This is a genomic window from Nocardioides aromaticivorans, from assembly GCF_013408525.1.
GTDB classification, from domain to species: Bacteria; Actinomycetota; Actinomycetes; order Propionibacteriales; family Nocardioidaceae; genus Nocardioides; species Nocardioides aromaticivorans.
The window spans coordinates 2,609,948-2,622,406 of record NZ_JACBZM010000001.1 but is presented as its reverse complement, the minus strand read 5'-3'; the positions used below and the strand labels follow the sequence as shown (position 1 = coordinate 2,622,406).

Here is a 12,459-nt window from a genome sequence, read left to right as displayed (position 1 = left end):
AGACTACCGACCGCCGGCCACGCGCAGCGTCGTCGCCGTGACGTACGACGCCTCCTCGCTCATCAGCCAGGCGACCGCACCCGCGATCTCCTCCGGCTGCCCGGCGCGGCCGAGCGGGATCTGCGGCGCCATCCGCGCGACCCGGCCGGGGTCCCCCGTCGTCGTGTGCAGCTCGGTCTCGATCAGGCCGGGAGCGACGGCCACGACGCGGATGCCGCGGTCGGCGAGCTCGAGGCCGAGGCCGCGCGTCAGCAGGTCGAGGCCGGCCTTCGCGGCGGCGTAGTGCACGTACTCCCCCGGCGAGCCGATCGTCGCGGCGCCCGAGGTGATGTTCACGATCACGCCGCCGCGCCCCAGCCGGTGCACCGCGGCCCGCGCGACGAGGATCGGGGCGGTCAGGTTCACGTCGATGGTGCGACGCACCTCGTCGGCCGGGGTGTCGGCGAGCGGGGCGAACCGGTAGGTGGCGCCGGCGTTGTTGACGACGCCGGTCAGGGCGCCGAGGTCGTCCGCGGCGGCGTACAGCGCGTCGATGCCCTCGTCGGTCGTCAGGTCCCCCGGCACCGCGACGCACCGGACGCCGACGGCCTCGAGCCGCGCGACGACGGCGGCAGCGCTGGCCGCGTCGCTGCGGTGGCCGAGGACGAGGTCGTGGCCCTCCGCTGCGAGCCGGGCCGCGACGGCCGCCCCGATCCCGCGGGTCCCTCCGGTGACGATGGTGAGTGGCATGCGCGAATCCTGCCAAGCGCAACCGGCCAGCGGCGCGACGGCACCCTACGATGAGGCCAGCGAGGAGGGAGGCAGCCGTGACCGAGCGCCAGGTACGACGCAACGGGTCCTTGCGCGACACGTGGTTCCAGGCCGCCAACGAGATCCTCGCGAGCCAGGGCTACGGCGCCCTCAAGCTGGCCCCCCTGTGCCAGCGGCTCGGCGTCACCACCGGCTCCTTCTACCACTCGTTCGACAACTGGCAGGACTTCACCGACGCCCTGCTCGACGCGTGGCTCGAGCAGCGCACGCAGCAGACGGTCGATATCGTCAACCAGCACGCCGATCCCGTCGACCGGCTGCTGATGCTCGCCGAGGCCAGCTCCCGGCTGCTGCACCGCACCGAGGCGGCCATCCGGGTCTGGGCCGGCGTCGACGAGCGGGTCGGCGCGATCCAGCGCCAGGTGGACGAGAAGCGCTACCAGGTCGTCCACGCGGCGCTCGTCGAGACCGTCGGCGCGGAGCTCGCACCCCGCTACGCGAGCTGGGCGCTGAGCACCCTCGTCGGCTTCGAGATGCTGGCCGACGGCCACGACCGGGAGCAGCTGGTGTGGTCGCTCGAGCAGGTGCTGGCTGCTGCCGGGGCGAGCCGCTGACGGCTCCCTTGTGGTCCGTCGTACCCGGGCGCACACTGGCCTTGGGGGGTCCCTCGGGAAGGACGCGGACCATGACCGACAACCAGTTGGACGACACCACCGGTGCCGGCGTCGACACCCTCGCCGACACCGTCTCCGAGACCCACGACGTGCTCAGCAGGCGGCTCGCCGAGGCGGAGTCGTGCCGCCCCACCCGGGAGCGGCCACGCGACCGGCTGCGGGCGACCGACCCGTTCCTGGCGAGCACCAGCCGCCACGTCCAGGCGGCGTGCGCGGTCCTCGGCCCGGCCGCCCGCCGGCACCTCCCCGACGGGCGCCGTCGCGCGCACGACCTCGCGCAGCAGAGCCGGCGCCTCGAGGGCGCGCTGTTCCAGACCAAGGCCAAGCTCTACGGCTCCACGTTCGTCGTACGACGGCCGTGGAGCTCGATCTGGGACGAGGTGACCGAGGAGTTCGACGCGTGGTGGCGGCTCGAGCAGGGCCTCGTCGACGACCTCACGGCCACCACCTCGACGGCCGACCGCGACGCGATCGCCGAGCGCCTCTTCCGCGCCGAGAAGCACGTGCCCACGCGGCCGCATCCCTACCTTCCCCATCAGGGGGTGCCGGGCCGCGTGGCGCGCGGGGTCGCGATGCGGGTGGACCGCTTCTGGGACACCGCAGAGGGGCGGATGGTCCCCGAGCCGGTGCGTCCGCACCGCTCCCGCGAGGGTCGGATCACGCAGTACCTCCTCGCCGACCCGCACCTCGACGGCCCCGCCGCCGAGGAGTGACAGGACGCTCCGCTAGCTGCGGCAAGCTACACCTTGCAGGCACCGGAGACCGCCTGCGTTACGCCACTTCCGGGTGACCATCGCCACGCCGCGAAGGTGACCGGCGCCACTGCGCTAACTATTGCAAGCATGGCGTACTGGTGGGGTAGAGACCTTCCCGACCGGGAAGGCCGCCCACGCGCGCCGAGGCCCGTGACGACGTGGAGCGACATCGCACAACGATGAAAGTAGTCACGGGCACGGGAGACCCGAGCAGTACGCCGGCCCGCCCCATCCACGGGGACGGACGGCTCGGGGCGAAGGAACCGCAGGTTCCAGGGCACCAGCAGCCCTAGCCCGACAGGTCATCTCTCGCAGGCGTCGCTGCGGAGAACCTCCGATGTCCACCACCTTCACGCGCGCTGCCGCGCGCTTCGTCGTCATCCCGCTCGCCACGTCGGTGTTCCTCGCCACGCCGGCCCCGGCGTCGCACGCCGAGACCGTGGTCGTCACCACGACCAACGCGGAGACCGGTGCCACCACGACCACCACGACGCAGGAGCCGACGGCCGCCGAGCGTCGCGCCGAGGCCCGGGCCCAGCGGGCCGCGCAGCGCAAGCGCTTCGCCAACCGCGTCATCGCCAAGGCGCGCAGCCGCGCCGGCAGCCCCTACGTGTACGGCGCCACCGGCCCGCACGCCTTCGACTGCTCCGGCCTGACCCAGTGGGTCTACGGCAAGGTCGGCAAGCGCCTGCCCCGCACCTCCGACGCCCAGGCCGGCGCCGTACGCCGGGTGCGCCACCCCCGCCGCGGCGACCTCGTCTTCTTCCACAACGGCGGGAACGTCTACCACGTGGGCATCTACGCCGGGCACCACATGCTCTGGCACGCCTCGCGTCCGGGCCACCCGGTCGCCAAGGAGCGGATCTGGACCTCGTCGGTCTTCTACGGCCGGGTCCGCTGACCCACCGGCACCACAGCCGCCACGACCGCCGGTCCCCCGTATGGGGAGGGACCGGCGGTCGTCGCCTTCCCGGGTGCGGGATCATCGGGGCGTGACCATCTACATCGACGACATGCGCCTGCCCGCGACGGTCGGGCCGGTCGAGGGCGTCTGGTCACACCTGCTGTCGGACCTGCCGGGCGAGGAGGGCCACGCCGAGCTGCTCGACTTCGCGCGCCGGCTGGGCCTGGAGACGCGGTGGATCCAGAACGAGGGCACCGCCACCGAGCACTTCGACGTCACCGAGCCGACCCGGCAGCGCGCGCTCGCCCTCGGGGCCACGCCGATCCGCTACGGCCGCGAGGTCGCCCGGATCACCATGGCGAAGCGAGCGGTCAGCGGCCGGTGAACTCCGGCGGGCGCCGCTCGACGAACGACAGCATCGCCTCGTCGAGGTCGTTGCTCAGCAGGAAGGCGGCGTTCCAGACCGCGGTGTAGCGCAGGCCGGCCTCGACCCGGGGCGCTCGCTCGGCGTCCAGGACGTCCTTGATGCCACGCAGGACCAGCGGCGAGTTCGCAGCCATCCGGCCGGCGAGCTCGCGGGCGGCGGCCAGGGTCGCGTCGGCATCGGGGTGGACGTGGTTGACCAGGCCGATCGCCGCTGCCCGGTCGGCACCGATGTCGTCGCCGGTGAGGGCGAGCTCGCGCAGGTGGCCGTCGCCGATGACGCCGACGAGGCGCTGGAGGCTGCCGAGGTCGGCGACGATGCCCACCTTGGCCTCCCGCACGCTGAACTGCGCGTCGGCGGAGGCGACCCGCACGTCGCAGGCGACGGCGAGGTCGACGCCGCCGCCGATGCACCAGCCGGTGACGGCTGCGACCGTGGGCTTGCGGACGCCCGCGACCGCGTCGAGCGCGGCCTGCCAACGGCGGATCAGGGCCAGCAGCTCCTGGCGGGCGCCGGCGTCGGTCGCGCTCCGCAGCGGCGCGAAGGTCGCCGCAGCGGCGCCGAGGTCCAGGCCGAACGAGAAGTGCGGGCCGGCACCGGTCACGACGATCGCGCGGACCTCGTCGTCGGCGTCGAGGGCGGTGAAGGTCTCCGTGAGCTCGCCGAAGAACCGCTCGTCCATCACGGCCTTCCCGCCGGGGCCGGCGAGGCCGACGGTGGCGACGTGACCGTCGCGGGTGACGGTGAAGCGCTTCTCGTCAGTCATGCTGCGGAGCCTAGGCCGTGTCTCCCATTCCCTGGCGGCGCCCGGCCCGCCCAGCACGCACGCTGGCGGCGTTGCCGACGCTCGACGTGCGCCCAGCATGCCAGCGCGCCGGCGCCTTGCCATCGCACGCGCTGGACGCCCCGGGCATCCACCGAGGAATGGGAGACACGACCTAGTGTCTGGCGGACCCGATAGATTTCGGTCCGTGCCCGGCCCCTCTTCCCAGATCGCTTCCGAGGTCCGGCGGCACGGAGCAACCGACGTCAGCGACGACGCGGCCGTCCTCGCCGCGTACTCCTCCGACGCCTCGCTCTACCGCGTCCCGCCCGCGGCGGTGGTGTTCCCGCGCTCCGCCGACGAGGTGCGGGCCGCGCTGGCCGCCGCCCGTGAGCTCGGCGTCCCGATCACCGCGCGCGGTGCCGGTACGTCCGTGGCGGGCAACGCGATCGGCCCGGGCATCGTCCTCGACTTCAGCCGCCACATGAACCAGGTGCTGTCAGTGGACGCCGAGGCCGGTACGGCGGTCGTCCAGCCGGGCGTCGTACAGGCGCAGCTGCAGAAGGCGGTCGCCGCGCACGGGCTGAAGTTCGGCCCGGACCCGTCGACCAGCACCCGCTGCACCATCGGCGGGATGATCGGCAACGACGCGTGCGGCGCGCGCTCGCTGGCCTTCGGCCGGACCTCGCACAACACGCTCGGCCTGCGGGCGCTGCTCGCCGACGGCACCGAGCTGGTCACCGGGCCCGACGGCTGGTCGGCCGACAGCGACGTGCTGGGCCGGGTCGAGCAGATCGTCTCGAAGGACCTGGCGACCGCGCGGACCGAGTTCGGCACCTTCGGACGGCACGTGTCCGGCCTCGCCGTCGAGCACCTGCTGCCCGAGCGCTTCGACCCGACCCGCGCCCTCGTCGGCTCCGAGGGCACCCTCGCGGTCATCACCGAGGCGACGGTCCGGCTGGTCCGCAACCCGCCCGTCTCGCTGATGGTCGTCCTCGGCTTCCCCGACTTCCCCACCGCGGGCCACGCGACCCCGCAGGTGCTGGCGTTCGCGCCCTCGGCCTGCGAGGGCATCGACCGGCGCATCGTCGACGTGATCCTCGAGCGCCGCGGGCCGGGCGCCGTGCCGCCCCTGCCGGCCGGTGACGCGTGGATGTTCGTCGAGCTGTCCGGCGACTCCCCCGAGGACGTACGACGCCAGGCCGACCTGCTCGCGAGCGCCGGCCTCGGTGTCTCGGCGCTGGTCGTCGACGACCCGCGCACCGCCGACCGGCTCTGGAAGATCCGGGCCGACGGGGCCGGGCTGGCGGGCCGGGCTCCCTCCGGCCGTCCCGCGTGGGCCGGCTGGGAGGACGCCGCCGTACCCCCCGACCGGCTGGGCACCTACCTCACCAGCTTCGACGCGCTGCTCGACAAGCACGGGCTGACCGCCATGCCGTTCGGGCACTTCGGCGAGGGCTGCGTGCACGTGCGGATGGACTTCGCGTTCGACTCCCCCGACGGGCCGGACCGCTATCGCTCGTTCGTCGAGGACGCCGCCGACCTGGTCTCCTCGCTGGGCGGCTCGCTGTCCGGCGAGCACGGCGACGGCCGGGCCCGCAGCGAGCTGCTGCCGCGCATGTACTCGCCGCAGGCGCTCGCCCTGATGTCCAGCATCAAGAAGGCCTTCGACCCCGGCGACCTCCTCAACCCGGGCATCATCGTCGATGCCGCGCCGCTGACCGCCGACCTGCGCTACACCTCGACGGCGAAGCTGACCAAGGGCCTGGCGATGGCCTATGCCAGCGACGGCGGCGACTTCGGCCAGGCCGTGCACCGCTGCACCGGCGTCGGCAAGTGCCGCGCCGACAACACCGGCTCGGGCGGGGTGATGTGCCCGTCGTACCAGGCGACCAAGGAGGAGATCCACTCCACCCGCGGCCGCGCGCGCCTGCTGCAGGAGATCGTCAACGGCGACAGCGACATCTCGTGGGGCTCGCCCGCCGTGCACGAGGCGCTCGACCTCTGCCTCGCCTGCAAGGGCTGCGCGTCGGACTGCCCGACCGGCACCGACATGGCCAGCTACAAGGCCGAGGTGCTGCACCAGACCTACAAGCGCAGGCTGCGCCCTCGCTCGCACTACGTCGTCGGCTGGCTTCCGCGCTGGGCGAAGGTCGGCTCGTTGACGCCGAGGCTGGCCAACAGGTCGATGGACATCGACTGGGTCCGCACCCTGGCGCTGAAGGCCTCCGGGGTGGACACCCGTCGGCGGATGCCGACCTTCGCGCGGCGCACCTTCCGTCGTACCTTCTCCGCCGCGTCGGACCAGACCGGCAGGCCCGTCGTCCTCTTCGTCGACTCCTTCACCAACCACTTCGCGCCGCAGGTCGCCGACGCTGCGGCACAGGTGCTGCGGGAGGCCGGCTACGCACCGCGGATCACCCGCCAGCAGGAGTGCTGCGGCCTGCCCTGGATCAGCACGGGCCAGCTCGACGGTGCCGCCAGACGACTGCGCTCGATGGTCGACGCGCTGGCCGCCGACGCGAAGGCCGGGCTGCCCGTCGTGGGCATCGAGCCCTCGTGCACGGCCGTCCTGCGCCACGAGCTCACCGAGCTGGTCTCCGGCGAGGACGCTGCCGCGGTCGCGGCCGCCACGGTCACCCTCGCCGAGCTGCTGACCCGCACGGACGGCTGGACGCCGCCGGACCTGTCCGGCGTCACGGTCGTCGCGCAGCCGCACTGCCACCACCACGCGGTGATGGGCTGGGAGACCGACCGGGCGCTGCTCGTGCGCGCCGGCGCGGCGGTCCAGGCCGTCGCCGGATGCTGCGGCATGGCGGGCAACTTCGGCGTCGAGCAGGGCCACTACGAGGTGTCCCTCGCCGTCGCCGAGGCCAACCTGCTGCCCGCCGTCCGGCAGGCACCGGAGGGCGCGGTCGTGCTGGCCGACGGCTTCTCGTGCCGCACCCAGCTCGACGAGCTGGCGCCGACGGCGAGGCCGAAGCACCTCGCGGAGCTGCTCGCCGGGCGGTGACGTCCGGCGCGTGGGTTGCGGGGGTCTCGTGACGGTCGCTGCGCGACCTCCTCGACCACCGGTCAGTGCAGCAAGCCGTTGCCGCGCGCCCGGCGCAGCCAGTCGGGGTACTCGGTCATCAGCCGCTCGAACAGTGCGTCGTCGCTGATCGGCTTGCGCCCGATCAGCTCGTCGTCGGTGACGGCGAAGAAGTCCGCGTTGTCGGTGTAGCGGTTGTCGAGGTCATCGAGGCGCTGGAGGTACTCGAACCGGTCCGAGCCGATGCCGAGGAACTGCCAGAAGATCGGCTCGTACGACGCCGAGCGGATCTGCTTGGTCGCGACGGCCTTGTCGGTCGGCGCCCCGTCGGTGATGAACATGACGTAGACGGGCGTCGTGTCGGGGACCGGCTCGCCACGGTCGCCCGAGTGCCCGAAGTAGTGCTTGCGGATCGCGGACATCGCGGCGCCGTACTTGGTGGCGTACTCGAGCTTGTACTGCTTGGTGATGCCCTTGACGTACTGCTGGTAGCCGTCGAGGGTCAGCGGCTCCGGCTGGTGCACCGCGTTGCCGAAGAGGAAGACGTCGACGGCGCCGTCGTCGTCGAAGCGCAGGCCGAGCGCGAGGACCCGCTCCGCGAGGCGCTGGACCAGGCCCTTGGAGTAGCGCGAGGACATCGAGCCGGAGATGTCGAGGACGAGCGCGACGCGCGCAGTGTGCTCCGCGAGGCCCTTCTTCTCCAGCGAGACGCCGGCGCTCTTGACGAGCGAGAGCATCGCGGTGTCGCCCTTGCCCGAGAGCTTCTTCTCGAGGTCGACGACGCGCCTCTTCTCGAGGCTGATCGCGGGGGTCGCCGGAGCAGCCGGAGCAGCCGGAGCAGCCGGAGCAGCCGGGGGCGGCGGCGGGGGCGGCGGGGTCGCGGCTGCGACCGGCGCGGGCGCCTCCTCGGCCACGTCGACCCCGAAGTCGCCGGCGAGGCCGGCGAGGCCGTTGGTGTAGCCCTGCCCGACGGCGCGGATCTTCCACTCCCCGCCCCGGCGGTAGACCTCGGCGAAGACCATCGCGGTCTCGCTCGTGGCCGGGATCTCGCAGCGGACGGCGGCGGGCGCGCTCTCGTCGGCGGCGACCTCCACACCCAGGCCGGTCAGCGCGCCGAAGCTGCCGCTGCCGTCGAGGGAGGCGCCGATGACGACCTTGTCGACGTCGGCCGGCAGGGCGGACATGTCGACCTGGACGCGGTCGACCGTGCCGGACCCGCGAGGCCCCTTGCCGAGGTGGGTGACCGCACCACCGGCGCCGCGGGGCTGGTTGTAGAAGATGAAGTCGTCGTCGGAGCGGACCTTCCCGGCGGCGGTGCAGAGGAAGGCCGAGAGGTCGGCGTCGACCCCGTCCTTCGTGTCCCAGGTCAGGGTCACCACCACGCGGGCCGACAGCCCGGCCTGGGTCACTCCGACATTGCCGCCCCGGGTCAACATGTGGGTCACGGGTCACATCGTACGGACGGCGCCTACCCGAGCCACGAGGCCGTCGTACGGGCCAGCTCGGCCCGCGCGACCAGGTCGCCGGCCGCCTCCGAGGGCTCCGTCGCGTGCGCCTTGTGGTGGTACGACGACGGGGTGGCCGGGTCCGTCGCCAGCCCCACCAGCACCCGGGCCGAGGCGGTCGGCGTCATCAGGACGCGACGCTCGAGCGGCCGGGCGAGGTTGCGCAGCCGCCGCAGCACGGGCCGGGTCTCGAGGCCGCGGTTCGCGATATTGGTCGACACCGCGCCGGGGTGCACGGGGATCGCGCGCAGCCCCCGGTCGCCGTACTCCTCGACGAGGGAGGCGGCGTGGTGGACCAGCGCCAGCTTGGACGTGCCGTAGGCCGCCCACGAGTCGTAGTCGACCGGCCGGCCGAGCATCGCGTCGACCGTCCCCCGCTCGTGCAGCTGCGAGACGACGTGCAGCACGCGGGCGTCGCCGGTCGCGTCGGCGGCGGTCAGCAGGGCCGGCAGCAGCGCGGTCGTCAGGTCGACGGTGCCGAGGTAGTTGGTCCGCCAGTGGATCTCGTGGCCGTCGAGGAGCTGCGGCTCGGTCCAGCGCGACCCGAGGTCGAGATGGATCCCGGCGCTGTTGACGAGCAGGTCGAGGCGGTCCGACCGGTCGGCGTACCACCCGGCGAAGGCGGCGACGGAGGCCCGGTCGGCGAGGTCGAGCGGGTGCCAATCGCGGCCCGCGACGGGCGTGGCGCGGGTCGTCACCACGACGTCCCAGCCGTCGGTGGCGAGCCGGGCGGCGACGGCCTCGCCGATGGAGCCGGGACCGGCGCCGGTGACGACGGCACGACGGGCGGGAGCAGGCATGGCCCCACAGTAGAACCAGTTCTATTCGGTGGCCACGATGTCCGCCGCCGCCGGCGGCCTCGGCACAATGACCGCCATGACGAGCGAGCCCCCCGTCCTGCTGCGACGCGACGGCCACGCGGCCCACATCGTCCTCAACCGGCCGCGGGCCATCAACGCCCTCACCCACGAGATGGTCGGCATCATCACCGCCGCCCTCGAGGAGTGGAGGGACGACGACACGGTGCGGACCGTCGTGCTCACGGGCGCCGGTGAGCGGGGGCTCTGCGCGGGTGGCGACATCGTCGCGATGTGGCGTGACGCGAAGGCGGGAGGCACCGAGAGTGCGGGCTTCTGGGCCGACGAGTACCGCCTGAACGCGACCATCGCCGCCTACCCCAAGCCCTACGTCGCGGTCATGGACGGCATCGTCCTCGGCGGCGGGATCGGCCTGTCGGCGCACGCGCCGCAGCGGGTGGTGACCGAGCGTTCGTCGATCGGCATGCCGGAGACCGGCATCGGCTTCCTGCCGGACGTCGGCGGCACCTTCCTGCTCTCCCACGCGCCCGGCGAGACCGGCACCCATCTCGGCCTCACCGCAGGCTCGATCGGCGCGGGCGACGCGATCGCGATCGGCTTCGCCGACCACTACGTGCCCACCGACCGCCTGCCCGCACTGCTCGCGGCGCTGGCGACCGACGATGCCGACGAGGCGATCGCGGCGCTCGAGCAGCCGGCGCCGCCGTCCCCGCTGGCGGCGGCACGGACCTGGCTGGACGACGCCTACGCCGGCGACGACGTGCTCGTGATCCTCGACCGGCTGCGGGCGCTCGGCACCGAGGAGGCGACCAGGGCCGCCGCGACGATCGAGGCGAAGTCGCCGACGTCGGTCCGGGTCACCCTGCGCGCGCTGCGCGAGGCCGCCCGCTTCGAGACGCTGCCGCCCGCCCTCGACCTGGAGTACCGGCTCGCCCTTCGCTTCCACACCTCCCACGACTTCGTCGAGGGCGTGCGCGCGCAGGTGGTCGACAAGGACCGCAACCCGCGGTGGCAGCCGCCGCACGTGCGCGACGTCGACGACGCCACCGTGGCGTCGTACTTCGCGTCGGCCGGGGAGCGGGAGCTGGGGCTCTCGGGCTGAGCCCCTCCGGACGGAGGGGACCTTGGTCCCCCGAACGGACTATCCCGTCCACCGGTACGGGGGAGGTGGAACGGCGTGCGCGAGGTGCACCATCGAAGTGTGCTCGACGGCGAGCACAGGGACCGGAAGGAGGGGTGGGCGATGACCTGGCACACCTCGACGACGACCCGGGACCAGCTCCAGCTGCTGATCACCCACATCCGCCACTGCGGTGGGACCGTGGCCAGCTGCCAGCGCTGCTCCGAGGGCCTGCTCGTCACCTGGTTCACGCTGTGAAGACGCTCTGACCTAGCCTGCTGGGCGTGTTCGCGTACGAGTTCGAGGGCAAGTCCCCGCAGGTCCACCCCGAGGCGTTCGTCGCCCCGACCGCCACGCTGATCGGCGACGTACGGATCGAGAAGGGCGCCAGCGTCTGGTACGGCGCCGTCCTCCGCGGCGACATCTGCACGATCATCGTGCGCGAGGGCGCGAACATCCAGGACAACTCGGTCGTGCACGGCGGACCCGACGTCACCGTCGAGATCGGGGCCCACTCCACGGTCGCCCACGCGTGCGTCTTCCACGGCGACTCGCTCGGCGAGAAGGGCCTGATCGGCAACGACACCACAGTCCTCGACGGCGCCCGCATCGGCGCCGGCACCCTCGTGGCGGCAGGCTCGCTCGTCGCGCCCGGCACCGAGATCCCCGACGGCGTCCTGGCGGCGGGCAGCCCGGCGCAGGTCAAGAAGCCGATCGAGGGCACCGGAGCGGCCTTCTGGGTCGAGACGAACGCGCCCTACTACGCCGAGCTGGCGAAGCGGCACCGCGAGGGCATCACGCCCGTCGACTGAGCCGACCGGCGACGAGATCGGCGACCAGGTCCACCTGGCGCGGGTCGCCCCCGGTCGGGATCAGTTGCACCTCGTCGGTGCCGATCTCCGCGAACCGGTCCAGGAGCTCGTCGAGCTCGGCCAGCGTCCCGGCGAAGCCGGCCGTCGGCGCCAGGGCGTCGACCAGCTCGACGGGCAGCCAGTTCATGTAGTGCCGCAGGTGCGCGTGCACCTGCGCCCGCGGGTCGTCGCTCGCCTCGGCGAGCGCGAACCAGAAGGACGTCGTCAGCCGCGGCGCCGGTCGTCCGGCGTCCGCCCACGCGGCCCGGGCGACGTCGAAGAGCGCCGCCGTCTCGTCCACGTCGGCGCCGAGGGTCATCCCGGCCAGCCCGTCGGCCCATCGCGCCGCGTGCTGCGTCGTACGCTGCCCGAGCGTGCCGACCAGCAGCTCCGGCCCGTTCGGGCGGTGCGGCCGTGGGCCGACGGGGCGCGTGGCTCCGGTGAGGTTCTCGCCGGCCCAGACACGGCGCAGCACCGCGGCCCGCTCGGCCAGCCCGGCCATCGTGCGGGTGCCCCAGTCGGCGCCGACGGCGGCGTAGTCCTCCTCGCGCCCGCCGACGCCGAGGCCGACCGAGAGCCGGCCGCCGCACAGCCGGTCGGCGGTGGCGAGCGCCTTGGCGAGGTGCACCGGGTCGTGCAGCTGCGGTACGACGACCGTGGCGCTCAGCCGCACCCGCGAGGTCCACGCCGCGACCGCGCCGAGCAGGGTGAGGATGTCGGGGTTGTCGAAGGCGATCCGCTCGCCGAAGCACAGCGAGCCGTAGGGACCCGCGTCGATCCGCTCGGCCCACTCGCGCAGCAGCGCCGGGTCGACGTCCGGCTCCATCACCGGCAGCGTCATCCCGACGTCCATCGTCATCGCGG

13 protein-coding genes are annotated in these 12,459 nt (G+C 73.5%); 8 read left to right on the top strand and 5 right to left on the bottom strand.

What is annotated here, in order from left to right:
* Positions 1-3 precede the first annotated feature (3 nt).
* Positions 4-729 carry an SDR family NAD(P)-dependent oxidoreductase gene (locus BJ993_RS12355; protein WP_179649030.1) on the bottom strand — a complete coding sequence of 242 codons (726 nt, stop codon included), beginning with the start codon at positions 727-729 and terminating at the stop codon, positions 4-6.
* Between the two features lie 77 nt (positions 730-806).
* Between BJ993_RS12355 and BJ993_RS12350 the strand changes: the two genes are divergently transcribed.
* The 4 genes from BJ993_RS12350 to BJ993_RS12335 all read left to right on the top strand — a co-directional run bounded on the left by BJ993_RS12350 (position 807) and on the right by BJ993_RS12335 (position 3,468).
* Positions 807-1,364 (top strand): TetR/AcrR family transcriptional regulator, encoded by a 558-nt coding sequence (locus BJ993_RS12350; RefSeq protein ID WP_179649029.1) that lies wholly within the window; start codon positions 807-809, stop codon positions 1,362-1,364.
* Positions 1,365-1,435: 71 nt separating this feature from the next.
* Complete coding sequence (locus tag BJ993_RS12345) at positions 1,436-2,137, top strand: hypothetical protein (RefSeq protein ID WP_036549912.1); 702 nt, start codon at positions 1,436-1,438, stop codon at positions 2,135-2,137.
* 379 nt (positions 2,138-2,516) lie between these two features.
* Positions 2,517-3,080 carry a C40 family peptidase gene (locus BJ993_RS12340; RefSeq protein ID WP_179649028.1) on the top strand — a complete coding sequence of 188 codons (564 nt, stop codon included), beginning with the start codon at positions 2,517-2,519 and terminating at the stop codon, positions 3,078-3,080.
* Positions 3,081-3,171: 91 nt separating this feature from the next.
* Positions 3,172-3,468: a DUF4031 domain-containing protein gene (locus BJ993_RS12335; RefSeq protein WP_179649027.1), complete on the top strand. Its 297-nt coding sequence runs from the start codon at positions 3,172-3,174 to the stop codon at positions 3,466-3,468.
* Here BJ993_RS12335 and BJ993_RS12330 read toward each other — a convergent pair.
* Positions 3,455-4,273: a crotonase/enoyl-CoA hydratase family protein gene (locus BJ993_RS12330; RefSeq protein ID WP_036549910.1), complete on the bottom strand. Its 819-nt coding sequence runs from the start codon at positions 4,271-4,273 to the stop codon at positions 3,455-3,457. The two genes, BJ993_RS12335 and BJ993_RS12330, sit on opposite strands and share 14 nt — an antisense overlap.
* 205 nt (positions 4,274-4,478) lie before the next feature.
* On the opposite strand from BJ993_RS12330, the gene BJ993_RS12325 reads away from it, so the two are divergent.
* Positions 4,479-7,283 (top strand): FAD-binding and (Fe-S)-binding domain-containing protein, encoded by a 2,805-nt coding sequence (locus BJ993_RS12325; protein WP_308645554.1) that lies wholly within the window; start codon positions 4,479-4,481, stop codon positions 7,281-7,283.
* A 62-nt stretch (positions 7,284-7,345) separates the two neighbouring features.
* On the opposite strand, the gene BJ993_RS12320 is transcribed toward BJ993_RS12325, so the two are convergent.
* Together BJ993_RS12320 and BJ993_RS12315 are read right to left on the bottom strand one after the other, a co-directional pair.
* Positions 7,346-8,737: a VWA domain-containing protein gene (locus BJ993_RS12320; protein ID WP_257027393.1), complete on the bottom strand. Its 1,392-nt coding sequence runs from the start codon at positions 8,735-8,737 to the stop codon at positions 7,346-7,348.
* A gap of 32 nt (positions 8,738-8,769) precedes the next feature.
* On the bottom strand, positions 8,770-9,606 hold the full coding sequence (locus BJ993_RS12315) for an SDR family NAD(P)-dependent oxidoreductase (protein WP_179649024.1): 837 nt from the start codon (positions 9,604-9,606) through the stop codon (positions 8,770-8,772).
* Between the two features lie 76 nt (positions 9,607-9,682).
* On the opposite strand from BJ993_RS12315, the gene BJ993_RS12310 reads away from it, so the two are divergent.
* From BJ993_RS12310 to BJ993_RS26350, 3 genes are all read left to right on the top strand, one after another.
* Positions 9,683-10,726 carry an enoyl-CoA hydratase/isomerase family protein gene (locus tag BJ993_RS12310; RefSeq protein WP_218864689.1) on the top strand — a complete coding sequence of 348 codons (1,044 nt, stop codon included), beginning with the start codon at positions 9,683-9,685 and terminating at the stop codon, positions 10,724-10,726.
* 141 nt (positions 10,727-10,867) lie between these two features.
* Positions 10,868-11,002, top strand: a complete 135-nt coding sequence (locus BJ993_RS25890) for a hypothetical protein (RefSeq protein WP_257026870.1) — start codon at positions 10,868-10,870, stop codon at positions 11,000-11,002.
* 26 nt (positions 11,003-11,028) lie between these two features.
* Positions 11,029-11,556: a gamma carbonic anhydrase family protein gene (locus BJ993_RS26350; RefSeq protein ID WP_179649023.1), complete on the top strand. Its 528-nt coding sequence runs from the start codon at positions 11,029-11,031 to the stop codon at positions 11,554-11,556.
* Here the strand turns inward: BJ993_RS26350 and BJ993_RS12300 are convergent.
* The gene (locus BJ993_RS12300) at positions 11,540-12,454 is read right to left on the bottom strand and encodes an LLM class flavin-dependent oxidoreductase (RefSeq protein WP_218864688.1); all 915 of its coding nucleotides are present in this window, start codon (positions 12,452-12,454) and stop codon (positions 11,540-11,542) included. The genes BJ993_RS26350 and BJ993_RS12300 overlap by 17 nt on opposite strands.
* Between the last annotated feature and the right edge of the window lie 5 nt (positions 12,455-12,459).

Bases quoted from the DNA above. Each gene is read 5' to 3' on its own strand.
- BJ993_RS12310 (WP_218864689.1), top strand. From the start codon at position 9,683: ATGACGAGCGAGCCCCCCGTCCTGCTGCGACGCGACGGCCACGCGGCC.
- BJ993_RS12330 (WP_036549910.1), bottom strand. From the start codon at position 4,273: ATGACTGACGAGAAGCGCTTCACCGTCACCCGCGACGGTCACGTCGCC.
- BJ993_RS12300 (WP_218864688.1), bottom strand. From the start codon at position 12,454: ATGACGATGGACGTCGGGATGACGCTGCCGGTGATGGAGCCGGACGTC.
- BJ993_RS12320 (WP_257027393.1), bottom strand. From the start codon at position 8,737: ATGTTGACCCGGGGCGGCAATGTCGGAGTGACCCAGGCCGGGCTGTCG.
- BJ993_RS12315 (WP_179649024.1), bottom strand. From the start codon at position 9,606: ATGCCTGCTCCCGCCCGTCGTGCCGTCGTCACCGGCGCCGGTCCCGGC.
- BJ993_RS12345 (WP_036549912.1), top strand. From the start codon at position 1,436: ATGACCGACAACCAGTTGGACGACACCACCGGTGCCGGCGTCGACACC.
- BJ993_RS25890 (WP_257026870.1), top strand. From the start codon at position 10,868: ATGACCTGGCACACCTCGACGACGACCCGGGACCAGCTCCAGCTGCTG.
- BJ993_RS12340 (WP_179649028.1), top strand. From the start codon at position 2,517: ATGTCCACCACCTTCACGCGCGCTGCCGCGCGCTTCGTCGTCATCCCG.
- BJ993_RS12355 (WP_179649030.1), bottom strand. From the start codon at position 729: ATGCCACTCACCATCGTCACCGGAGGGACCCGCGGGATCGGGGCGGCC.